General features: G+C 54.9%; 20 protein-coding genes. 4 read left to right on the top strand and 16 right to left on the bottom strand.

From position 1 onward, the window contains the following. Positions 1 to 3: 3 nt before the first annotated feature. From VOI14_RS01165 to VOI14_RS01115, 11 genes are all read right to left on the bottom strand, one after another. On the bottom strand, positions 4 to 858 hold the full coding sequence (locus VOI14_RS01165) for an ABC transporter permease (protein WP_323750184.1): 855 nt from the start codon (positions 856 to 858) through the stop codon (positions 4 to 6). A 4-nt stretch (positions 859 to 862) separates the two neighbouring features. Next, positions 863 to 1,723 carry an ABC transporter permease gene (locus tag VOI14_RS01160; RefSeq protein ID WP_247063858.1) on the bottom strand — a complete coding sequence of 287 codons (861 nt, stop codon included), beginning with the start codon at positions 1,721 to 1,723 and terminating at the stop codon, positions 863 to 865. Further along, positions 1,720 to 2,814: an ABC transporter ATP-binding protein gene (locus VOI14_RS01155; RefSeq protein WP_323750183.1), complete on the bottom strand. Its 1,095-nt coding sequence runs from the start codon at positions 2,812 to 2,814 to the stop codon at positions 1,720 to 1,722. Before VOI14_RS01155 ends, VOI14_RS01160 begins: the two co-directional genes overlap by 4 nt. A gap of 5 nt (positions 2,815 to 2,819) precedes the next feature. Continuing rightward, positions 2,820 to 3,896: an extracellular solute-binding protein gene (locus VOI14_RS01150; RefSeq protein ID WP_323750182.1), complete on the bottom strand. Its 1,077-nt coding sequence runs from the start codon at positions 3,894 to 3,896 to the stop codon at positions 2,820 to 2,822. Positions 3,897 to 4,046: 150 nt separating this feature from the next. Continuing rightward, a complete protein-coding gene (locus tag VOI14_RS01145; protein WP_323750181.1) occupies positions 4,047 to 5,087 on the bottom strand; it encodes an extracellular solute-binding protein in 1,041 nt (346 codons plus the stop codon). After that, positions 5,084 to 5,854, bottom strand: coding sequence for a spermidine/putrescine ABC transporter permease PotC (potC, locus tag VOI14_RS01140; protein ID WP_323750180.1), 771 nt, complete (start codon positions 5,852 to 5,854; stop codon positions 5,084 to 5,086). Before potC ends, VOI14_RS01145 begins: the two co-directional genes overlap by 4 nt. Continuing rightward, entirely contained in the window at positions 5,851 to 6,708 is an 858-nt protein-coding gene (potB, locus tag VOI14_RS01135; RefSeq protein WP_323750179.1) for a spermidine/putrescine ABC transporter permease PotB, read from the bottom strand. Before potB ends, potC begins: the two co-directional genes overlap by 4 nt. Then, positions 6,701 to 7,822 (bottom strand): spermidine/putrescine ABC transporter ATP-binding protein PotA, encoded by a 1,122-nt coding sequence (gene potA, locus VOI14_RS01130; protein WP_323750178.1) that lies wholly within the window; start codon positions 7,820 to 7,822, stop codon positions 6,701 to 6,703. Before potA ends, potB begins: the two co-directional genes overlap by 8 nt. Before the next feature lie 109 nt (positions 7,823 to 7,931). Beyond that, positions 7,932 to 9,002, bottom strand: a complete 1,071-nt coding sequence (locus VOI14_RS01125; RefSeq protein ID WP_323750177.1) for a TRAP transporter substrate-binding protein — start codon at positions 9,000 to 9,002, stop codon at positions 7,932 to 7,934. Positions 9,003 to 9,105: 103 nt separating this feature from the next. Continuing rightward, complete coding sequence (locus VOI14_RS01120; RefSeq protein WP_323750176.1) at positions 9,106 to 10,785, bottom strand: methyl-accepting chemotaxis protein; 1,680 nt, start codon at positions 10,783 to 10,785, stop codon at positions 9,106 to 9,108. Between the two features lie 136 nt (positions 10,786 to 10,921). Further along, the gene (locus VOI14_RS01115) at positions 10,922 to 11,695 is read right to left on the bottom strand and encodes a cation diffusion facilitator family transporter (RefSeq protein WP_323750175.1); all 774 of its coding nucleotides are present in this window, start codon (positions 11,693 to 11,695) and stop codon (positions 10,922 to 10,924) included. 93 nt (positions 11,696 to 11,788) lie between these two features. Between VOI14_RS01115 and VOI14_RS01110 the strand changes: the two genes are divergently transcribed. Next, positions 11,789 to 12,670, top strand: a complete 882-nt coding sequence (locus VOI14_RS01110) for a LysR family transcriptional regulator (RefSeq protein WP_323750174.1) — start codon at positions 11,789 to 11,791, stop codon at positions 12,668 to 12,670. Between the two features lie 27 nt (positions 12,671 to 12,697). Here the strand turns inward: VOI14_RS01110 and VOI14_RS01105 are convergent, their stop codons facing one another. From VOI14_RS01105 to VOI14_RS01090, 4 genes are all read right to left on the bottom strand, one after another. Next, positions 12,698 to 12,877, bottom strand: a complete 180-nt coding sequence (locus VOI14_RS01105) for a DUF3565 domain-containing protein (RefSeq protein WP_323750173.1) — start codon at positions 12,875 to 12,877, stop codon at positions 12,698 to 12,700. Next, on the bottom strand, positions 12,874 to 13,761 hold the full coding sequence (rarD, locus tag VOI14_RS01100) for an EamA family transporter RarD (RefSeq protein ID WP_323750172.1): 888 nt from the start codon (positions 13,759 to 13,761) through the stop codon (positions 12,874 to 12,876). Before rarD ends, VOI14_RS01105 begins: the two co-directional genes overlap by 4 nt. 7 nt (positions 13,762 to 13,768) lie before the next feature. Beyond that, the gene (locus VOI14_RS01095) at positions 13,769 to 14,233 is read right to left on the bottom strand and encodes a YchJ family protein (protein WP_323750171.1); all 465 of its coding nucleotides are present in this window, start codon (positions 14,231 to 14,233) and stop codon (positions 13,769 to 13,771) included. A 120-nt stretch (positions 14,234 to 14,353) separates the two neighbouring features. Continuing rightward, positions 14,354 to 14,779 (bottom strand): hotdog fold thioesterase, encoded by a 426-nt coding sequence (locus VOI14_RS01090; RefSeq protein ID WP_323750170.1) that lies wholly within the window; start codon positions 14,777 to 14,779, stop codon positions 14,354 to 14,356. A 133-nt stretch (positions 14,780 to 14,912) separates the two neighbouring features. Between VOI14_RS01090 and VOI14_RS01085 the strand changes: the two genes are divergently transcribed. Beyond that, positions 14,913 to 15,377: a cytochrome c gene (locus tag VOI14_RS01085; RefSeq protein ID WP_323750169.1), complete on the top strand. Its 465-nt coding sequence runs from the start codon at positions 14,913 to 14,915 to the stop codon at positions 15,375 to 15,377. Between the two features lie 10 nt (positions 15,378 to 15,387). Here VOI14_RS01085 and VOI14_RS01080 read toward each other — a convergent pair whose 3' ends face one another. Next, the gene (locus VOI14_RS01080) at positions 15,388 to 16,074 is read right to left on the bottom strand and encodes a cytochrome b/b6 domain-containing protein (RefSeq protein WP_323750168.1); all 687 of its coding nucleotides are present in this window, start codon (positions 16,072 to 16,074) and stop codon (positions 15,388 to 15,390) included. Between the two features lie 237 nt (positions 16,075 to 16,311). Here VOI14_RS01080 and VOI14_RS01075 point away from each other — a divergent pair, with 237 nt between their 5' ends. Further along, a complete protein-coding gene (locus tag VOI14_RS01075) occupies positions 16,312 to 19,050 on the top strand; it encodes an endo alpha-1,4 polygalactosaminidase (RefSeq protein WP_323750167.1) in 2,739 nt (912 codons plus the stop codon). Between the two features lie 3 nt (positions 19,051 to 19,053). Continuing rightward, positions 19,054 to 22,254 (top strand): tetratricopeptide repeat protein, encoded by a 3,201-nt coding sequence (locus VOI14_RS01070; RefSeq protein ID WP_323750166.1) that lies wholly within the window; start codon positions 19,054 to 19,056, stop codon positions 22,252 to 22,254. Positions 22,255 to 22,262: the final 8 nt, after the last annotated feature.

The following is a 22,262-nucleotide window of genomic DNA, read 5'->3' as shown; positions in this document are numbered from 1 at the left end:
CCATTAACTCCCTCGGTTTTGCCGCAAGGTCAGCATCGCTAACAACCCCGATACCGCCATCAAGAACAACGCGACGGCATTCAGCACCGGCGTGGACCCTTCTCGCAATCGGTTGAACAAGGCAACGGTCAAGGGCGTATCACTGCCCGTCAGCATGACCGTGGTATTAAAGTTCTCAAAAGACATCAGAAAGGCCATCGCGGCAGCCCCAAAGATCGAGGGCAACAACCAAGGCAGGGTCACGGTAAACCACGCCACCAAGGGCGTCGCGCCCAGGTTCAGCGCGGCTTCTTCCAGTTGTGGATCAAACTTTCGCAACCGTGCCCCGATCACCAGTGTTGCCAGCGTGGTAATAAACGTTACTTGCCCCATTACCACCAGCGTCATGCCGGGCCGAAAGATATCCAGTTCGATACCCCACAATCGGGACACCTCGTTCGCGGTACCGCTATAGAACACCAGAATGGAGACCCCGAGAATCACCCCGGGAATCACCAGCGGCAACAGCATCAGCAAATACAGGAACTCCTTGCCGCGGAACTGCAGACGCTCAAACAACACCGCATTCACGCATCCCAGCGCAACACTGCCGAGAGTGACCCAGAAGGCAATTTTGGTACTGACCCAGAGTGCTCCAAGCAAGCTATCGTCATGGAACAGGCCCGTTCTTCCTTCGACACCATCAGCCAAATACCAATCCAGCGTAAAACCTTGCCAAGGCAACGAAGGAAACGGGGAATCATTGAACGCAAAGGCTGCCGTCACCAGCAACGGCAGCGCCAGATACACAAAAAACGCGACCAAATAGGCCAGATACAGACCATCAAACAATCGTGAACGGGGTACTGAACGGATCATGCGGTCACCCCATTACCTTGCGCAGAGATTGTCCGGACAATTTCAGCCCCAACCAGACCATCACGGACGACAACACCAGCAGAAGCACACCCAACGCGGCCCCCTGTTCCCAATTAAAACGGGTAATAAACTGGGTAAAGATCTGTTCGGTGAACCACGCACTGTCTTTACCGCCCATCAACACGGGGGTCAGGTAGCTGCCGAGGGTTAACATGAACACCACGATACAACCGGAAACAATGCCGGGCATGGCCCAAGGCACCACGACTTCCCGCAACACCGTGGCATGGCCGCCGCCAAGATCGTAACCGGCCTCCACCAGATTCTCGTCCATACCGTCCAAAGTGGTCACCAGAGGCACCACCATGAACAGCAAGCCGTTGTAGACCAGTCCGATAATGACCGCGACATCGTTATAGAGCATTTCCACCGGACCATCAGCCCAGCCCAATGCCTGCAGCCAGGAGCTGAACAAACCACTTTCACGCAACAGGATCATCCAGCCGTAAGTACGTACTAACTCACTGGCCCAGAATGGAATCAGGCAGGCCAGAAACAGAACGCCCTTACTCCGGCCGCGGGCCATTTTGGCGATGTACCAGGCAATCGGAAACGCCACCAGCAGCGTCAGAAAGGTGGTAAACAACGACATCACGCCGGTGCGAACGAAGGTCCGCCAGTAATAGGATTCGGTAAAGAAGTTCTGATACTGTTCCAGCCCCCAGGCCAGCGTATCCCAGCTCTCCCGAACCTGAAACGACACCCTTAGCATCTGTATGTGCGGCACCAACACCAGCAACACAATCCACAGCAGGAAGGGAGTCAGCAACAGCCAGAGTGACAGACGACTCGCCGAAGACTTCATGACCAATCTGCCCTGAACACTCGAGCCAGCATAGGGTCCCAAGCCAGCTTGATTGCACTGTCGGCGGTCAAGGCCGGCGCCGAACCGTCCTGAGGCAGCCGAGCATAAATCGGGCTGCCGCTGTTCTCCGCTTCAACCCGACTATTCGCGCCGTCAAAAAGTGTCGCCTTCACTCTGGCCTGCATCACCGAATAGTGGTTATCCGGCGTAGAATCGTTGAACACCAGAGATTCAGGGCGGATGTACAATTCTGCACGTTCGCCGAGCTGAAGGTCACTCGCGGCCACGCGCCCGCGCACCAGTTCGCCGTTATCCAGTCGAATCTGCGCCAGATTGTCGGCCAGCGAGATCACGTCTCCCGACAGTCGATTATTATCGCCGACAAAGCCCGCCACGAACGGGGTCGCTGGCTCCCGGTAGAGTTCTTCCGGTGGCGCCACCTGATCAAAGCGACCGTCTTTCATCACCGCCACCTGATCCGACATCACCATGGCTTCCGACTGGTCATGAGTAATGTATACAAACGTTGTACCGAACTGTTTCTGAAGGTGTTTGAGCTCGACCTTCATCTGCTCCCGCAGTTTAAGATCAAGCGCACCTAGCGGCTCATCCAGCAACAACAGCGTAGGCTTCAGCACCAAACAACGGGCAAGGGCGACCCGTTGGCGCTGACCACCAGACAACTCCATCGGGTTACGGTGTTCAAGCCCGGGTAGCCCGACTTGTTCGAGCACCTCCGCCGTCAACTTCCGGCGTTCCGCCGCAGCGACTTTTCGCCGCTTCAGGCCATAACCGATGTTGTCTCCTACCGACATGGTGGGAAACAACGCCAGATGTTGAAACACCATGTTCACTGGCCGGTGGTTGGGCGGCACATCGTTCATCCGCTCTCCACGGATGTAGATATCGCCCTCGTTCGGCTTGTCGAAGCCCGCCAACAGGCGCAACAGCGTGGTTTTTCCACAACCGGAGGGGCCGAGAATAGAGAAGAAGGTACCCGCAGGTACGTCCAGTGAAATGTTATTTACGGCTGTATGGGCGCCGAAGCGCCGCACCAGCCCGTTACAGGAAAGATCTGATTGTGTAGCCATGCAGATCAGTTCGCCGCTTGAACACGATCCAGCACTTGCCCTTCGGTGGCTTCCAGCCCAGGTGGCACAGGTGGGTACCACTTAATGTTGGTGATGGCTTGCTCGTCAAAGCTCGCGCGGTAAGCATCACGAAGGTCCGCCTTCACAAATTCGTCCGCAGCTTTAGACGCGGTGAAGTTACCAGAGGCGTTGGTGATCTTCGCGGCAATTTCCGGCTGCATCACGAAATTAATCCACTTATAGGCCGCATCTTCATTTTCGCTGCGACGCGGAATAGCAAAGGTATCAATCCAACCCAAAGCACCGGACTCCGGAGCAACAAATTGTATCTCCGGATTCTCTGCATTCAGCTTCCAGCCACCGGCATCCCAAGCCATGGCCGCGGTCACTTCGCCGGTGCGCAGAAGCGACAATAATTGATCGCCACCAGTCCAGTAGGTTTTCACGTTGGCTTTACACTCGATCAGTTTGTCTTCGACCTTCGCCATGATCGACGCATATTCGTCACGATCGTTGTATGCCGCGAACGGATCCATCCCCATGGCAAAGGCGAATCCCATCAGCGTCGGGCGCTTGAGCCGGTAACTCACCTTGCCCGCCACAGCAGGATCACACAGGTCGGTGTAATCGTTGACGGTATCCGCCACGGAGCTGTGCACAATCAAACCACTGGTACCCCAGACCGACGGCACGCCGTAGGACTGGCCATTCAACGCGGTGGCTTCCTGGGTGGCGTTCACCATAGATGGCTGTAACTGATCGGTATTGATACGGCTATAGTCGATGGGCTTGTAGACATTGAACTGGCGCTGAACGCCAACGATCCGGTCCTGGCTCGGCTGGGCCAAATCAAAACCGGCACCGCCTGTCGCCCGAAGCTTGGAGATCATGTCTTCATTGTTCGACAGCGTGATCTTTACATCAATGCCAGTTTCTTCCTCAAACTGCGCCACGACTTCGTCCGGAGCGTAACCGCCCCAAGTGATCAACCGTAGCTCCTCCGCTAACAACTGGCTGGAGGCCGATGCGGCCAGCAGAGAGGTACACAACAGTGCCGCGTTCCGTGTTTTCTGGGCTTTCATGGTCGTTTCTTCCTCTAAATTCAGTGGCGAAGCACTTCGCTAACTTCTTGTTATCAGGAAGTTATAGACCATATATGACGATTGTGTGAAACCCCGCCACGAAAAAGGGAGGCCGAGGCCTCCCTTTTTCAATCCGGTGAACAAACCGCTTTAGAGACCAGACTTCAGCTTTTCCCAATACTTCGCATACACCTGCAAAGCTTCTTCGCCGATATCGGCCTGGAATTCGGCGTTGATCATGTCTTCAGCCGTCGGATAGCTGGACCGATCATTGGCTACCGATTCATCCAGCAAGTCACGGGCAGCAAGGTTTGGCGTGGCATAACCGATGTCCTCACTGATCAGCGCTGAGATTTCCGGCTTTAGCACGAAGCTAATAAACTCGTGAGCGGCTTCCGGGTTTTTCGCGTTTTTCGGAATCACGAAGCTGTCCAACCACGCAATGATGCCCTCAGCCGGGTAAACGTATTCCAGTGTCGGCAACGCTTCACGCCCCATCACAGCTTCACCGTTCCAGATCATACCAATGTCAGTTTCACCTTCCAGGAAAGGCATCCGCGGAGCGTCGGAATTGAAGGTACGAACAGCAGGCATCAGCTCGGTCAACTTCTCATACGCTTCTTCAATCTGTTCCGGATCGGTGCTGTTGCCGGGATAGCCCAATACACGCAACGCTACGTGGAACACTTCGCGCATGTCATTGGTCAGCACCACGCGACCTTCAAAACGCTCTTCCCAAAGGTCAGCCCACGCAGTCACTTCGCCTTCTACGTCTGCGGTGTCCACACCAAGGCCTGTGGTGCCCCACAAGTACGGCACGCTGTATGCGTTTTCCGGGTCGATGTCCAGATTGACCAACTCAGGTGACAGATTATCGAAACCTTCAATATTGCTGCGATCGATGGGCATCAGAAGGTTTTCCTGACGCATTTTGCTCACGTAGTAAGTCGATGGCACGGCCAAATCATAAGCAGCACTGTCGTCCAAGAGTTTCAGACGCGCATACATAGCTTCGTTGCTGTCATACGTGGTGTAAACCACTTGGATGCCGGTTTCCTCGGTGAAACGATCCAGCACTTCCTGCGGCATGTACTCCGACCAGTTGTACAGGTTCAACACTTGGGTTTCTTCAGAACTGCTGCAGCCAGTCAGACCAACCGCCAGCATCGTGGCCAGTGCCAGTTTCTTCATCGTTTACTCCTTAACAGGATCCATTGGGATAACATCAGCATCAGCAGTGAAAACACCAGCAACAGGGTACCTAGGGCATTCACTTCCGGTTTCAGGCCAACTCGCACCATAGAGTAGATGCGCAAAGGCAAAATTTCATAACTGGGGCCGCTGACAAAGGTACTCACCACCACGTCATCCAACGACAGGGTAAAGCCGAGCAACCACCCCGCCAGCAGGGCCGGCATGATCACCGGTATCAACACCGTGCGCGTCATAGTGAAATCACTGGCGCCCAAGTCCCGGGCCGCCTCCGGCAACCGCTCGTCAAAGCCACTCAAACGCGCCATCACCGTAATGACCACGAATGGCAGACAGAAGGTGACGTGTGCCAACAGCAAGGAAACGTAACCCAGCTGCAGCCCCACCATCAGGAACAAGCCCAGCAACGAGATCGCCAGGACAATTTCCGGCGACATCATCACGATGAACAGCATACCGCTCAGCATTTGCTTGCCCCGGAAACGGTATCGGTGCAAGGCCAGTGCGGTCAGCGCGCCGATCAGGGTCGACACGGTCGCCGCCGACAGCGCCAGCCAGAGCGAGTTCCACATGGCTTGTACCATGGCGCGGTTGCTGAACAGCGCCTCATACCAGCGCAGGCTCAGACCGCCCCATTCATAACCGGTGCGGGAATCATTGAACGAGAACACCACCAACACAGCAATCGGCACATACAGCAGCACATACACAAGGGTCAGGTAGGTCCGAGGCAACCAGCGGTTCATACACCGCCCTCCCCGATACGCCGCTTACTCAGCCGGTGGGCAAACATCAAAAACGCCATTGCCAGAGTCAGCATGATGCTGGCCGCCGCACCGAAGGGCCAATTCCGAGCATCCAGAAACTGGTTTTTGATCACGTTGCCCACCAGTAAGTTACGCGAGCCACCTAAAACGTCCGGCACGAAGAACAAGCCCATGGCCGGCAGCAACACCAGCATAACGCCCGCCAGCACGCCCGGCAGAGTCAGCGGCACGATAACGTGGATAAACGTTGACCAACGGCCTGCGCCCAAGTCGTGGGAAGCCCGCAGGAAATCTTCGCGCAAATCCTCGAACACCGTGTACAACGGCAAAATCATGAACGGCAACAACAGATACACCAGACCGATGATGACAGCCCCTTCGGTATACAGCATCTGCATGGGCTCATCGATGATTCCCATCGCCATCAAAGCATTGTTTAGCAGCCCGTTAGTTGCCAGTATCAACTTCAGGGCGTAGGTACGCACCAAGGAGTTGGTCCAGAAGGGCACGATCAACAGAAAGATCAGTAACACCCGATGTTTTCGGGCAATTTTGGACAACGACCACGCAAACGGGTAGCCAATCAGTAAACAAATCAACGTGGTCATCGCCGCCATGTACAAGGAATGCAAAAACACTTCCAGATACAGCGGATTCAGCAATTGGCGGTAAGCATCCAGATTGACCGGGAACGCGATAAAGTTGCTCGGGTCTCGGGTCATCACGCTGGCACCAACCACCAGCAGATTCGGGGTAAACACCAGAAACAGCAACCAACCCCACACCAGAACCAGCACCGCGGTTCTGAATGGTTGCTGCAATGTGTTACCCATCAATGGTGTCTTCCTCGGTCACAACCGTAGGCTCTTCCGGCAATAGCCATTCCCAGCCGTCAACCCAGCTGACCCGGACCGGCTCACCCAGGCGATAGTCAAACGTCGGGTCATCTTCATCAAAAAATTCAGAGGCCAGCACTTCGGTGCCATCGGCCAAATGGATCACCGAATCCAGGGTGCTGCCTTTGTAGTTGCGTTCTACCACTTTACCAGCCACGCCATCGTGATCGTCCGGTGCCAGCACACGGATATCCTCCGGCCGGAGTAAAACATGCAGGGACTGCCCTTCAGTAACGGGAAAGTCCGGTTTGCGGAATCGGCGCTTCAAACCGAAGACATCCACGATAACGGTGCCGTCTTCATTAAGGCTATCTAACCGTCCCGGGAAGAGATTGGTTTCTCCCACAAACCGGGCCGTAAACAGGTTGGCGGGGCGCTCATAGACTTCACGCGGGGTGCCCAGCTGCTGTATCAAGCCGTCCTTCAGCACCACAATGCGGTCAGACATAGACAGAGCTTCTTCCTGATCGTGGGTCACGAACACAAAGGTAATACCCAACTCTCGCTGCAAGCGTTTCAGCTCCACCTGCATGGTGCGGCGCAGTTTGTAATCCAGTGCCGACAGCGGCTCGTCCAACAGCAACATTTTCGGGCGTTTGACCACAGCCCGAGCAATAGCGACCCGCTGCTGCTGGCCACCGGAAAGCTGATGCGGTTTGCGCTCGGCAAAATCTTCCAGCTGCACCATGGCCAGAGCTTCGTCGACCCGCCGCAGAATTTCCGGCTTCGGACGCTTTTCCATTTTCAAGCCATAGGCCACATTGTCGAAGACCGACATATGCGGAAACAAAGCGTAGTTCTGGAACACGGTATTAAGAGGGCGGGCTTCTGGAGGCGTGTGTGTCAGGTCCTGGCCACCCAGAGTAATGGAACCTTCATCCGGGTGTTCAAACCCTGCCATCATGCGCAGGAGCGTGGTTTTGCCGCAGCCGGAAGGGCCCAACAAGGTGATAAATTCGCCATCAAAGATCTCAAGATCGAGCGAATCCAGCACCTTACGATCATCAAATTGCTTGGAAAGCTTGCTCAGAGAAAGCAGTGTTTGTTTCATCGACCGCCGCCTAAAGGGTTAACGGCGTATTTTTCCAGAAACCATGACAAACAAAAAGGGGCGTTGGGGTATTCCACAACCCCAACGCCCCTTGGCTTTCATGCCGATTTTACTGGTCAGCTACGCTGTTCAAATACGCTTTGTCCGAAATGTTTGTCCAAGGACGAACCTGCTTCAGGTATTCACGCTGGGACGTAATGATTTCGTTCGCCAGCTCGTCTTCCGCGGCAAACTCATTCAACAAACGGTTGGTGGTCTCGCGAAGGGCGTCAATCACATCCGGTGGGAACACCTTATGAGTCACATTCGGGTATTCTGCTCTCATGCTGGCCCAGGCTGCGCCACTTTCGTGAGTGGTCTGGATGTACATGTCGTAGGCTGCGGTACGCATCGCAACTCTCAGCACTTCCTGCAGATCTTCCGGAAGCTTTTCCCAGGTTTTCTGGTTGATCAGAAACTGAACTTCGGCACTCGGCTCCTGCCAGCCGGAGTAGTAGTAATCGGCAATCTGGTGAAAGCCCATTCTAAGATCCAGTGCCGGTCCCACCCATTCGACAGCATCGATGGTGCCGCGCTCCAGAGCCGTATAGAGCTCGCCAGGTGGCAAATTGGTCACCGCCACGCCCAACTCTGACATGACTTCGCCCGCAAACCCGGGAGTCCGAACCTTCAAGCCCTTTAGGTCTTCCAGCGACTTGATCTCTTGGCGGAACCAGCCACCCATCTGGTTGCCGGTGTTACCGCCCGGGAAGGACAGCAAACCAAACGGCTCATACACCTTCTGCATCAGCTCCATACCGTCGCCATGGTAGAACCACGCGTAGGTCTCTGGCGCAATCATACCGAACGGTGTGGTGGTGAAGTACATGGCGTTCGGAATGGTGCCTTTGTAGTAGTACGAGGCCGTATGCCCCATGTCGTACTGACCGTTACGCACCATATCGAAGATGCCGAAGGGCGCCTTGTGCTTATTGGACGAGTCAATTCGAAACTTCAACCGACCATCGGACATCTTTTCGGCCATGGCGGCCATGTTACGAGTTGTATCGCTCAGCAAACCGGAGTTGGTTCCCCAGGTTTCCGCCAAACGGATGGTGTACGTTTTATCGGCAGCTGCAAACGGGCTGGCGAGAACCGCAACTGCGGCGAGGGCTGCCAGAAAGGTATTACGCATAAACATAGTAAAGACTTCCATTGTTAAAACTATTGGGCACGTGCACTAACCTCTTATTTAACCACAATAAACGCGCAGGATCGCCTCCCCAGCAAGACCCGAAATGACTTTACACTTTAAACTGCGCGACCAACTCTCGCAGACTCTCACTCAAACGGGCCAGTTCGTGGCTGGCGTCGTTGGTCTGCGTGACCCCCGTATCGCTTCGTTGCGCAGCATCGACGATCCGAACCACGTTCTGGTTCACCTCTTCCGCCACCTGGCTTTGCTGCTCAGCAGCCGCCGCAATTTGAGTAACCTGATCATGAATCTGCTCAATCGAATTCACAATGGTATTCAACGCAGAGGTGGCGTGATTAATGCGCTCAACCGTTTCCTCAGAACTCCGGCGTGAATGATTCATCCGCTCGACCGAGGCTTTGGTTTCTGCGACAAAGCCGCCAATCATTTCACCAATCTGGTCCGCTGACTCCGCCGAGCGCTTCGCCAACTGACGCACTTCATCGGCAACCACGGAAAAACCACGCCCGTGCTCGCCTGCCCGGGCGGCCTCAATCGCGGCGTTCAATGCCAATAGATTCGTTTGTTCGGTCACCGCATGAATAACATCCAGCACTTGCTGAATGTCACCGGACTTCTCCGCCAACGCATTGATGCTGGAGGCTGTGCTTTCGATCTCCTGTGACAACTGCGTGACCGCTCCCTGGGCGCTAGAGATGGTTTCACCCCCTTCGCGAGCCATGCGGTCAGCATCCGACGCCGCACTTTCTACTTCGTTGGTATTGCCTGAGATCTGCTGAATGGTCGCGGCCATTTCATTGATCGCCGAGGCAATCTGATCCGTTTCGGAGCCTTGCTCCTGCACCGACTGGCTGGTTTCAGCGGCCACCCGACTAAGCTCTTCCGCAGCAGAAGCCACTTGATCAGTAGTGATCCCGACTTCGCGAATGGTATTTTGCATTTTGATCACGAAGTGATTGAACCGGCGCCCTAGATCCGCCAGCTCATCGGAACCCTCCTCCGGCAAGCGCTGGCGCAAATCTCCATCGCCATCCGCAATCTCCTGCATCAGGTCAGTGACCTTTTTCAACGGCACCGTGACCGTGCGACCAATCAACAAACCCACGATCAGTGCGACGATCACCACCGCAATGGTAGCTATCAGGATAAAGAGCATGGCCGATGAAATGGTGTCGACAATATCTTGCTCGGCAGCCGCCAACACCCGATCAATATCAGTAATATAAACGCCTGCCCCGATCATCCAGTCCCAACCAGGGACCAAGACGGCGTAAGACATCTTCGGCTCAATATCTCCGCCCGAGGCCGGGTTCGACCATTCGTACTGATGAAAGCCGTCATTACGAGCCGCTTCGAAAAGAGCGCCGACAAGCTCCCGGACCGCGGGATTGGTCGTCGGGCCCTCTTTGTCAGGATTCGGCGCATACGCTAGGTTAAATACATCGCGAGTGTAAGCAAACACATAATTACCATCACCAAACGAAATCGAGCGAATTCGCTTTCTCGCCTCGCTCTTGGCTTCTTCAGGCGATAGATCAGGGTTATTTTTGGCCTCCTCAACGACATCGTTGATCGCCTCAATTAGATCCTGAAGCCCCTGTTTCTTCGCCGCAAACAGCTCTTCTTCGAGGCGTTCCAACTCTGCCTGACCGTTGGCATTGATTTCAGTGACCGTGATCCAGGCGATCGCCCCCGCAGTAAGAAGCACCGGCACCAATACGCCGATGAGCAGTCGAGTTCGTATTCGCATATTGCGTATCAGCGGCATGTCTGTGACTCCGGATTCTTGTTGGTATCAGCGGCGGCCAAAAAAGTGGCTTTGTTTGATGTTGGTATCGGCCTATACGGCCACAACTTAAGTGCAGTTTAACCAAATTTTTCAGCGACATGTGCGCGAATAGCACTTACATACGCACCAATTTTGCTTCCAGCAACAGGTTCGGCCCAAGCTTAGCAACTTTCACCGTCTCGGGGTTTACGCCAAGGTCTTTCAAAGCATCATGAATTTCATCCATGGCCTCTTCCGCTGGCGCTGCGAGCAACAACTCACGCACCGCACCCAGAACCATTTTGACAGGAACCGTCATGAAGTAACCCGAGATCAGCAGCATCATCACCGGATCAGCGTACATCGACAGCGCTGACCACTGACTGCGTTCTATCAGCCATGCGATGGCAAAACCGAGCATCACAGCCGCACTTAACACGGTATCCATAAGCCACTGGTCTTGCTCAGCCAGCACAAGGCCGGAACCATTGCGATGACTGGTCAAACGCAAATAACCCCAAACAACCAAACAACCCACCACACTCACGGCACCAAAAACCAGCGCCATACCCGCCTCTACCGGCCGGCCACCCTGTAGAATCGACACTACCGCCGAGGCAAATGAAAGCACACACACTAAACCGATCACCAGCCCCTTCACCGCAATAACCAACGGCTCTACGCTGCCCATACCAAACGGATAGTCTTCCGTTGCTGGGCGACGAATTAAACGGGCGGCATACAATGACAATAGCGACAACGCCAAGCTGACAAAGGAATAGGCGCCATCGAAAAGAATCACCAGAGAATCGACCCAAAGGCCCCAAACAATACCGGCAACCGCAAACAAACCGGCTCCGATCGCAGACAATTTCAGCGCCAGCTTTTCCCGCGCTATAGAAGTGAACATTTTGACCTCCTGTGTGGAAGGGGCCATATTAGTGGGATCAATTCGTCAGCGTGAGTCACTGAGCGACGGAAAAACCGTCGAGACCAAGCAATCGTGAAAACATCTCAAATCAAAACATTTCTGGCGATTGTCGATAACGGCAGTATTGTCGCCGCCGCTCGACAACTGAACCGCAGCCGCACCACCGTAAGCACGGCTCTGGCCGCGCTCGAAGATGAGTTAGGAGTCCACCTCTTTGAACGCAGCGGAAATCAGCTGCACCTGACCGCCATCGGCCAGTCGATCCTGACGGATTGCCGGCGCTTCGACCAGGTAGCCGGCCAAATACAATCTCGCTGCCAACACCATTTAAGCGGCGCGGAATCCGTGCTGCGCATCGCCCGAGACGACGCAATTCCAGAGATCATCTGGCGGGATCTTCTCAAACGCCTCAAACAAAAGTTCCCACAAACCAGCTTGTCGATTTATCTCGCGCCACCTCGAGAACTTGCCCATTTGGTACGAAATCAATCCGTCGATGTCGCCTACGGCCTGATGCCCGAACTCCTGAGCGAAGGCTATCAATGGTTTAGAGAACTGGCCGATGTGCGCATGCTAACGGTAGCCGCGCCCGACCATCCGCTGTGCCAGCTCAAGCGGGTGACGCAGGATCAGCTGATCGCCCACACGGAGATTACCATGGCCTACATGGAAGACTCTCAATTGGTTGCGGAGTCACCGGAAACGGCTAACTATCTCGCCTTCACGCAATACGAACTGATTCGAGATGCCGTTATTGATGGCGCCGGCTGGGCGGACCTGCCCTTGCCCCTGATTGCAGGAGCGTTGAGGAAAGAGCAACTGAAAACCATCCATCACCGGAGCGCCCGATGGTGGAAAGTCTTCAGTGCGTTGGAGACGGAGCAAACCCAAGGCGGCGCGGTAGTATGTTGGCTGGCCAACGAGCTTGAGACCTATCTGGGGACCATGGTTTAAGGCTGCTCATCCAACGGCGCGCTGACATCACACTTTTTGCAGTCCAGCTCGCCCCCCCCGCATGGACGCCCGGCCCTCGGGCGTAATAACCCAGGGCCGATTCACCCACGGCGGGTCGTGGCGTACGTGCTGGTTATGCCCGCAAGCTAACTGGGCAACCCAATGGTTTTCATTATCCTTGTGGTAGCCCGTAATCGGCTGCTTCATGCCCGGACCCTGCCATTCCAAGCCGACCAGGAGTAGATGGCCAAAGCCAGCCAAATCATCACGAAACTGATCAGTTTCTCCGTACCCAGTGGCTCATGAAAAATAAACATCGCAATCAAAAACTGCAGGGTAGGGTTGATATACATCAGAAACCCGACGGTAGACAGCCGTAACCGGCGGGCGGCACCGGCAAATGCCAGCAGCGGGATCGCGGTCACAATACCGCTCGACAGCAGTAGCAAAGCACTACCTGTGCTGTCAGAAAGGTGTGACAACCCCTGTGCCGACAACCAAGCCAGTGCCAGCAGCCCCAGCGGCAACAACAACAGGGTTTCCACGAACAGCCCTGATAACCCATCCAGCTCAACCTTCTTGCGCATCAGCCCATAGGTTCCGAAGCTAAACGCCAGGACCAAGGTAATCCAGGGCAATTCGCCGAGTAGAACAATCTGGTACACAATCGCCACAGCAGCCAACACCACTGCAACCACCTGCAGCCGCGATATACGTTCATCCAGAATCAGCAAACCCATGGCCACATTCACCAAAGGCGTCAGGAAGTAACCCAAGCTGGCCTGCATCACCTGCCGCGTTTCCACAGCGTAGATATAGATTCCCCAGTTCAGGGCGATAAACACGGCACAGCCCAGTACAAAACCGAGCCGTTTCGGCTGTTTTAGAGCGGCTTTCACCGGTGACCAGCGTTTCAGCAGCGAAATGACCACCGCAAGAAATACGCACGACCACACCACCCGGTGAATCAATACCTCCCAGGCAGGAATACCCTCAAACAGCGCGAAATACAGAGGAAAGCTGCCCCACAGAGTGTAGGCCGCCAAGCCATACGCCACTCCCTTACTGGATTCAGAAACCGCGTTGGCCATGAATCAATCACTTACGCAAACAACAGACTTTGTATTTACGGCCACTACCACAAGGGCAGGAATCGTTCCGTCCGGGCTTGAGTTGGCCTTCATTCGTTTCACCACTCAGGTAGTACCAACAACCACCTTCGTTAATGAAATCCGATCGTTCCTCAAGATAGCCCCAACCAGCGCCCGCTCGATATGTCGCGCGGAAGTGCACCGTTCCTTGGCGCCCCTTCACGGCGGTGTCGATCACCTGCAACGACGTCCAATCCGGCGAATCTTCCAGTTCCAGCTCCGTGGGCCGGGTATCGGCGTGCCAGGTTGCCAGCAGATAGTCCGGTTTGTTCAGCACAAAGGCCGTGTAACGGGCACGCATCAGCGCTTCTGGCGAAGGAGCAGGCTCCCCCTGATGCCAGAGCTGACAACAGCGCGCGTACTCCTTCCCGCTACCACAAGGACACTGAACACACGAATCAGCAGAATTCATAACAAACACTAGCTCCTGGTGATGCAGGGCCTCGCCAGCCCGAGACGGTCCAATTGATCACGACTCTTCGGGGGCGCATCTCACGGTGCATTGACCGACACAGCTTAATGGCCGCGCCTATTAACGGCGCTTGGTCACAGCCATGGTCAGGCGGGAAATACAGGTGAGCTTACCCTGCTCATTCTCCAGGCGAATTTCCCAAACCTGAGTCGCGCTTCCGATATGAAGAGCGCGAGCAGTGCCGTAAACCCAGCCGCCGGCCACTGGCCGAATGTGGTTAGCGTTGATGTCCAGGCCTACCGCAACGGTACCTTTATCTTTGAGAACACAGTTGGCCGCCATACTGCCCAGCGTTTCTGCCAGCACCACCGAGGAACCCCCGTGCAAAATACCGAACGGCTGAACAGTCCGCTCATCAACCGGCATACGCCCTTTCACGTAATCGTCACCAATTTCCAGGTACTCGATTCCCATGTGACTGACTGCCGTGTTCTGACTTGCAGCGGTCATTTGCTCAAGATTCGGGGTTACTGTCCAAATTGCCATTCTGAAAGATCTCCGGGTTGAACTTTAGGCTCATATTATTGTCACGAAATGAGTTTATACAGGTAGGATGCTTAGAACCACGCCTTTATAATCCTTTTTGCCATTAGGTTTACCAACAAGAGAGGGATCTGAAATGAAAAAAACACACCTGCTGACCAGCGCTGCTCTGGCACTGTCATTCACCATGCCAGCCGCTGCCCAGATGAGCATTGAAGATCAAATCACAGCTCGCCAATCGGCTTACCAGTTCATGGCCTGGAACATGAGCAAAATCAAAGCACAAGCAATCGAGGGTGATGTTGCTTTCAACGCCGACCAGATGAAAGCCGCCGCCAATGCCATTGCGGCCGTTGCCAATTCTGGCCTGGGCGCGCTTTTCAGCCCAGGATCATCATTGGATAAAGCTGACGACACTCGTCTCAAGCCCGAGTTTTTCGAACAGCCCGAAAAAGCCCGCGAAGTAGGCATGAACTTTGGTCGTGAAGCCAACAAACTTCAGGCTGTTGCCGCCGAGGGTGACAAAGCCGCACTGGCGCGCCAGTTTGCTGCTTTGGGCAAGACCTGCAAGGCCTGCCACGACAACTTCCGCGCGAAGTAAGCGACGCTCGTCACCACCCCAGATTCTGGGGTGGTGGCTCCGGGGCCGGCGGCGGTGGCACCAAACTGCCGCTGGCACCCAGAACGACAACACCCGCCAGCGCCAACGACACCCAAAACGCGACCGCTCCGCCACCACTGGCATCAGCTGCCGTGCCCGGCGCGACTTGCTTCTTGCCGGTAATCATCGGTTTTACCAAACTGTTTTTCTTTACTTTCGAATACCACATCACAGCCAGCACATGCAGCGCCACCAATCCGTAAAGGTACCATTCTGTCTGCCGATGCCAACTGCTTAGCGTGTCGCTCCACGCTGATGAAACAAGTGGGTACAACGGGCCCTGAAACGAAATCTCGTCATTGGCAAACAAACCGCTCACCGCCTGGAACCCAAACAAGCCGAGCAAGGCCAACACCGACAGAGCGCCAAGTGGATTATGCCCCACGCCCTGCCATTGCCCTTTAAGATAGCGAACAACCGTCACAGGCCCACGAACAAAAAAACTGAAACGTGCGTAGGTGGAGCCGGCAAAGCCCCAAAAAACCCGAAAACTCAACAAACCAACCACGAACAAACCCAGTCGTCCGTGCCATTCCGGCATCCCTGTTTTTATCGTAATCACTGCGCCCGTGACCGCCAGCACCAAGAGCCAGTGAAACAAACGCGTGGGCAAATCCCACAACCGAATGGTTGTCATACCTATCCCTCATCGCTATCGATTCGATGCGAGACCGCATCGAGCTTTGTAAGTTCCAAGAACACCCACTAACACACCTCTGCGCTTTGGCCTAAGGACTCCTTGTGTCAGTCTATGTAAATCTATAATCTCATCTGATTGGTCGAAACCCATCCGGGGAAGAGTGCCCCGCCTCACCAAAGAGAACTGACCCTGCATAAGATGTATCGATATCTTCTACTTCTCACAACACTGTTATTGTCGATACAAACACTGGCTGCAAGTGTTCCAGGCCCCACCTCGCCTCGCAACGTGGGCTTTTACTACGGCCACGAAGCCCCCATCGGCAGCCTGTATGCATATGACTGGCTGGTGCTTCAGCCAAGTCAGGTTACGGACGCCCGCCTCGACTTACTGCACAAAGGCAATACCCGTCCGATCGCCTATCTGAGCGCCGGTGAAATGGCGTATTCGGACCAAGCATCAAAGAACTTACAAACAGACTGGGTACTCGGGGAAAATACAGCCTGGAAGAGTTATGTGCTGGATATTCGACGAGAAGATGTCCGGCATTTTATGCTCGAGCAATTAATCGCACCCGCCATGGCACGCGGATTCAAAGGCGTCTTTCTGGACACTTTGGACAGCCATCTCCTGACCACTGAAGGTCAGGAAAATGCCCAGGCGTTCGCAGAGGCTCAGGGGCTGCTCATCACAGCCATCCGCCAACGTTTTCCAGATAGCCGGATCATTATCAATCGCGGTTTCCATCTGCCTGAATCGACCCATGACATCGTCGATGCACTGGCCTTCGAATCTTGGCGCAACGGCTACGAAGCCGGTGGACGCCGATACTACGCCGTCTCCGATCAAGATCGTGAGTGGCTCGCCAGCCAACTCGCTCACTGGCGTAACACGCACCCCGAGCTGCCCATTATTGCGATCGACTACGCCAAAAACAGCGCCCAAGCCCGGGACCTGTCGGACCAGCTAAGACAGGACGGCTTCATTCCCTATGTGTCAGACCACAACCTGAACCGCCTTGGCCCGTCGGATCCAGTGGTCAAAAAACGCCACGTTCTGGTGTATCACGACCTGTCAGAAGACCAAATGGATCGAACCGATGCACACCGACGTTTAGGCATTGTGCTGGAGCGTCTGGGGCTGGTGCCAGTTTATCGCTCCCTTTCACAGCCCTTTCCAAACGAGCCGTTGGATGACCGTTACGTGGGCATGATCGCCTGGTGGGAAACCAACGCTCGAAAAACAAATTTTTGTCGCTGGGCCAGTAAATCACAGTCTGCCGACTTCCCGGTGGTCCTGTTCGGGTTGCGGCCCACCGCAACTCAGTGCAACAAACTGATGCAAAGCCGCCGAACGGCCGCGCCCAAAGGGGAGTTAAAGGTTTCCAAAGGACACCCGTCCATGGGCAACTTTGAGAGCACTCGTCTACCTCCAGTCGCTTTTGACCCATTACCTCAGCCTGGTGCAGCCAATCAGTGGCTAACAATCACCGATGCTTCCGGCGCCCGGTTCAGTCCGGTTTACACGCACGAAAAAGGTGCCGTGGCCAGCGCAACCTTTATTTTCGAGAAAGGGCCGGATGATCAAGCGTACTGGCTATTTGATCCGTTCAGCTTCCTCAGAGAAGCACTGAGGCTGAACCACCTCCCGGCCATTGATAGCACCACCGAAAGTGGTCGTCGCATACTGACGGCACACATTGACGGCGACGGTTTGGTGTCCCGAGCAGAATTACCTGGCCGCCCGCTGAGCTCAGAAGCGATCCAACAGAATATCCTGCAGGTGTACGATATTCCTCATACGGTGTCTGTGATTGAAGCCGAAACGTCTCCCAAAGGCCTTTACCCTGGAGTCAGTGCCGAAGCGGAGGCGAGTGCCCGAGATATGTTCAGAATGGACAAAGTCGAGGTGGCTTCACACTCATACAGCCACCCTTTCTTCTGGGCCATACTCGAGGGCGATTCAGGCAAAGCGCCGAATTTCAACGACACACTGTACGGCTATTCCATGAATATTCCCGGCTACAGCCCCTACGTTGACCGGGAAACTGACGACGCTGTCGCCTACATCAACAATCGCCTTGCCCCGAAAGACAAGCCCGTATCCATCTTCCTTTGGACCGGCGATGCTCGGCCGGGCCCGAAAGCCCTGAAGGCCGTCCGGGAGCTGGGTCTGGTAAACGTCAACGGTGGCGACACCCACCCACTACCTTTCGATTCTGAATTAGCCGGTGTTTGGCCGGATGCGCGACCGGTAGGCGACGAATTGCAGGTATACGCTCCGGTCATGAACGAAAACGTATACACCAACCTCTGGACGGGCCCATTTTTCGGCTATCGCAACGTGATAGATAGCTTCAAGATTCTGGCGTCCCACAATCGCCTGAAACCCATCGGTATCTATTACCATTTTTACTCCGGCACCAAGCCCGAAGCGCTTCAAGCACTGAAAGAAGTCTACGATTACGCCCTGTCACAACCCGTAACGCCACTGTATTTGAGTGACTATGCCGAGCGTGTTCAGGGCCAGTACTATTCCGTTCTGTTGCAACCGGACGAAAACAGCTACCGTTGGCGTGGCATTCGGCCACCATCAACCGTGCGCATCAGCCAGAACCAGTATCCCAATATGAAACTTAGCCAGGGTGTGGCCGGATATCACGATGTTGGAGGGGTGCGTTTCGTCCATCTTGCCGGTAGCGATCCTCTCCTGATGCTATCACCAGAGCCCGAGCCCGGCCCGATGCTCGATTCCGCCAATGCGCAGGTCGTCAACTGGCAACGCAGTCACCATGACGGTCGCTGGCAAGTTCAAATCGAACTGAAAGGCTATCAAGCATTGGATTTTGCTTTGTCAGGAACCTCGCACTGCGACATCAAAGGGGCCAAGCTGATTCAACGTACCACCAATAATTCAGTGCACCTTCGCTCGCGCACACAACAAGCAGGACGCTTCGAGTTGGAGTGCGATTGAGCTATGCGCCCACGTAAGCCTGCCTTTTTCAGCGTTCCCGCTTTGCTGGCGTTGGCCGCGCTGATTATGGTCACGCTGTATTTGCTGTTTCCGCGACAAGCCATATACGAAAACGCTGGGTATCTTGAATCACCAGACAGCATTTCCCTTGCTTATCTGGATACGCTGCTCAGATCTGACCCGGACAACCAGGCCCTGCGCCTCACGTTGGGTCGAATGCAACAAAAAATAGGCGAGCACGACAAAGCAATAAGCACACTCCTGCCTTTGATGAACAATCCCAGTGTGCCAATCGAAGCCATGACCGCTTACACCGAGCTCATTAGAGGCGAGTTCTTTCGAGCCCAAACCACGCTGGGGCACGCACTGGCACGCAGCCAACTCGCGACCACCCTCAGGCGAGCCCTGTTGCAGCCTTATGCCATTGAGGAAAAAGAAACACTCATGGCCGACAACCTGCCGCTGCTTACCGCCAACGAACAACTGACCATACGTCAACAGTTCTTTGAGCTGACCACAGGCAGTAAACGCTTAAGAGCGGGCCAAGCCTTAGCGAAACAGCAAGAAGCTTTGGGCAACCCGACTGACGCCATCTACACATTGGAATCTGTCCGGCAGCTCGTGTCCGCGGAGGAAGAGCAAGCTTTTGTCGAAAATTTGATACGGCTCGATTTGGCCACCAGTGAACCGCAACGCGCATTACAAAGGTTCGTTGCACTGCACAAAGGCAACCAGCTGAATGCTCCACAATTACGGCAGGGCATTCGCCTTGCGAATTTTGCCGGGCAACCCGAAATCACCACCCGCTGGTTAGCTCAGCTCGCAATAGCCGAACCTTCAAACACCGATATCCAGCGCCAGCTACTGGCGCATCAACTCGGGCAAAACAACCTGTCGGAAGCCCTGAAAACCGCACAACGGATGGAGACAAACGGCCGGAGCCTCACCCGCTCAGACCAAGAACAGCTTGCCCAACTCTATGAGTGGAGCAACCAACCGAAAAAAGCCCTGAGCTATTGGCGCAAGCTGTTTTTAGAGCAATCCCCGACTGACAATTCCTCCCGGGCCTACGATCGTGCAACCAATCTGGCGGCGGGCTTGTTTCAATGGTCCACGTTGGTTGAGCTGCACAAAGTGCATGCCGAGCGGCGGCAGCTGTCTGAAGAAGGCTATATCGAACTAACGAATGCACTGATCAGCGCGGGGGACTGGCAAGCTGCGGATCGTTATCTGAAGGAAGGCACCCAACAATTTCCGGCCAGCAAGGCGCTCCGGCAACGCGAACTTACCCTGTTAACGGACAATCGTCAGTTTTTCGAGGCCATTGAACTATTGGAAGCGGCGCCGAACCTCACCGATGAAGAAAAAGTACAAGTGGCCAACCTCCATTGGCGCACACGAAATCCAGAGGCCGCTTTAGCTACGTTAGACTTCACCCCTGAAGATCCTGCACTGGCGCAGGAAGTCGAATCCATGCGACTGGACCTGGCCCACATTCTGAATCGTACTGATATTCTCGGGCAGTACTATAATCGCCTTGCTTCACGCCCACCTGGCACTCTGACCGCAGAAACAAGAGAGCAACTGCTTGGCTATTCATGGCAATTCGGGTCTCCGGAAGAAACCCTGCAACTGAGCAGCGAACAATATCAAGAGACCGATGAAACCCGCTACCTGACCATCATGGCCGAGCTGCAAAGCTCCCTAGGCCGGTTCGACGAACTGGCCGACTCACTCAAAACATGGAACGAACGCTCAGCAGCAACAAAGAGTGACCCGATGTTCTGGCGGCTCAGCGCACGTTTACATCAGCATCAGAACAACACAGAAGCGGCACAGCAGGCCTTCATTCAGGCGCATCGCTTGGCGCCGGAAAATACCGGACTGCTCTCCAGCTGGGGCTGGTTCCTGCTCAGTCAACCTGAGCGATTACCCGGGCGGTTACCCATCATTTTGACGAGGCTGGAGGACTCACCCGCTGCCAATGATTACGCACTTCAGGTCTATGGTTACTTCGCGCTGGGTGAACCGGAAAAAGCGAATGCCTGGTTAAGCGCCGCGCGTCAGCAATTAACAGACGAACCGAACCAGCTACTGGCATTGGCCGATTATGCCAAGGCCTACGAATCCGGCAAAGCCGCGGAAGCCGAAGCCTTGCGGCAACAAGCCGTGCACAACGCCAGAGAGCGTGAACAGCTGCACCCGGACGTTGTTGAGCAACTCTATTCGGTACTCCGAGACCCAGAGCCATCGCGTCAAGCGCCCCTCTACCAATCGGACAACCGAGCCTTGCAAGCTGGCCTCGAGATACGTGACCTAGGCGGTTTTTCTCTGAATACTGCCGTATTAACCGGCCAATTCAGCCATGACCGATACCGCTGGCTGTTTTCAGCAGAACAAGCCAGTGCCCACGACCAAGGGCTACTCAAACAAACACCGGAACCGGGCACTAACGGCAAACTGCAATTGCAGAACAACTTTGTCGATCACTTACTTACGGCCGAAATGGGCACCTATACCTTCGCGGGCGGGGAACAATTGTCTGGTTTACTCACACTGGACAGCCAGCCCACAGACGGTGTGTCCGTCTCCGCCACGGCAGCCCTCAATGAACGCGTTAGCGATAGCGCTGAGGCCTGGTGGCTTAGCTCTAGCAATCGACTGTCGTTATCCGCAAGCTACGCCCCCTGGCCTAGGCTGACGATCAACGGAAGTCTTGATTACCGAACGATCGACGAAGCCTTCGGAGGCCGGATAGCCAAGGGCTACAACGCCAACCTGCAAACGACCTACCGCCTGTTCGAGAATGATCCCGCTTGGCGCCTATCGCTGAACTATCAACGCCAGCAATTAAGCGTTGGTGATACGTTATCGTCTGAGGCTCTGTCGCTGTTGGAAACGCCGTTCGCACCGGGTGACTTGCTTACCGAAGACTATCAGCGCGTGGGCTTCACTTCCGAATGGTCGCACGGAGAACCTCATGCCCTGTACCGAACCACGCCATCACCTCGCTATTTTATAGCTCTGGATACCGGGTACGTACTATCCAACGCAAGCGTTGACTTCGGTGCCCGTGTTGGCTTGGGCTGGCGGGTGATTGGCGATGACGAATTAGCCCTGTCTGGCGGCTACAGCTCCGACAGTCTGGGCGGCCAGCCCCGTGCAAACGCAAAATTAACGTATACCCTTTATTTTGGTCACTAACAGGAGTT

This window comes from Marinobacter sp., from assembly GCF_034669625.1.
GTDB lineage: Bacteria > Pseudomonadota > Gammaproteobacteria > Pseudomonadales > Oleiphilaceae > Marinobacter.
The sequence above is the reverse complement of the archived record's forward strand: the minus strand, read 5'-3'. Positions and strand labels throughout refer to the sequence as shown.

Excerpts from the sequence above, each read along its gene's own strand:
- potB (WP_323750179.1), bottom strand. The coding sequence starts at position 6,708 with ATGGGTAACACATTGCAGCAACCATTCAGAACCGCGGTGCTGGTTCTG.
- VOI14_RS01150 (WP_323750182.1), bottom strand. The coding sequence starts at position 3,896 with ATGAAAGCCCAGAAAACACGGAACGCGGCACTGTTGTGTACCTCTCTG.
- potA (WP_323750178.1), bottom strand. The coding sequence starts at position 7,822 with ATGAAACAAACACTGCTTTCTCTGAGCAAGCTTTCCAAGCAATTTGAT.
- VOI14_RS01070 (WP_323750166.1), top strand. The coding sequence starts at position 19,054 with ATGCGCCCACGTAAGCCTGCCTTTTTCAGCGTTCCCGCTTTGCTGGCG.
- VOI14_RS01125 (WP_323750177.1), bottom strand. The coding sequence starts at position 9,002 with ATGTTTATGCGTAATACCTTTCTGGCAGCCCTCGCCGCAGTTGCGGTT.
- VOI14_RS01160 (WP_247063858.1), bottom strand. The coding sequence starts at position 1,723 with ATGAAGTCTTCGGCGAGTCGTCTGTCACTCTGGCTGTTGCTGACTCCC.
- VOI14_RS01120 (WP_323750176.1), bottom strand. The coding sequence starts at position 10,785 with ATGCCGCTGATACGCAATATGCGAATACGAACTCGACTGCTCATCGGC.
- VOI14_RS01080 (WP_323750168.1), bottom strand. The coding sequence starts at position 16,074 with ATGACAACCATTCGGTTGTGGGATTTGCCCACGCGTTTGTTTCACTGG.
- rarD (WP_323750172.1), bottom strand. The coding sequence starts at position 13,761 with ATGGCCAACGCGGTTTCTGAATCCAGTAAGGGAGTGGCGTATGGCTTG.
- VOI14_RS01085 (WP_323750169.1), top strand. The coding sequence starts at position 14,913 with ATGAAAAAAACACACCTGCTGACCAGCGCTGCTCTGGCACTGTCATTC.
- potC (WP_323750180.1), bottom strand. The coding sequence starts at position 5,854 with ATGAACCGCTGGTTGCCTCGGACCTACCTGACCCTTGTGTATGTGCTG.
- VOI14_RS01095 (WP_323750171.1), bottom strand. The coding sequence starts at position 14,233 with ATGAATTCTGCTGATTCGTGTGTTCAGTGTCCTTGTGGTAGCGGGAAG.
- VOI14_RS01105 (WP_323750173.1), bottom strand. The coding sequence starts at position 12,877 with ATGAAGCAGCCGATTACGGGCTACCACAAGGATAATGAAAACCATTGG.
- VOI14_RS01115 (WP_323750175.1), bottom strand. The coding sequence starts at position 11,695 with ATGTTCACTTCTATAGCGCGGGAAAAGCTGGCGCTGAAATTGTCTGCG.
- VOI14_RS01155 (WP_323750183.1), bottom strand. The coding sequence starts at position 2,814 with ATGGCTACACAATCAGATCTTTCCTGTAACGGGCTGGTGCGGCGCTTC.
- VOI14_RS01165 (WP_323750184.1), bottom strand. The coding sequence starts at position 858 with ATGATCCGTTCAGTACCCCGTTCACGATTGTTTGATGGTCTGTATCTG.
- VOI14_RS01145 (WP_323750181.1), bottom strand. The coding sequence starts at position 5,087 with ATGAAGAAACTGGCACTGGCCACGATGCTGGCGGTTGGTCTGACTGGC.
- VOI14_RS01090 (WP_323750170.1), bottom strand. The coding sequence starts at position 14,779 with ATGGCAATTTGGACAGTAACCCCGAATCTTGAGCAAATGACCGCTGCA.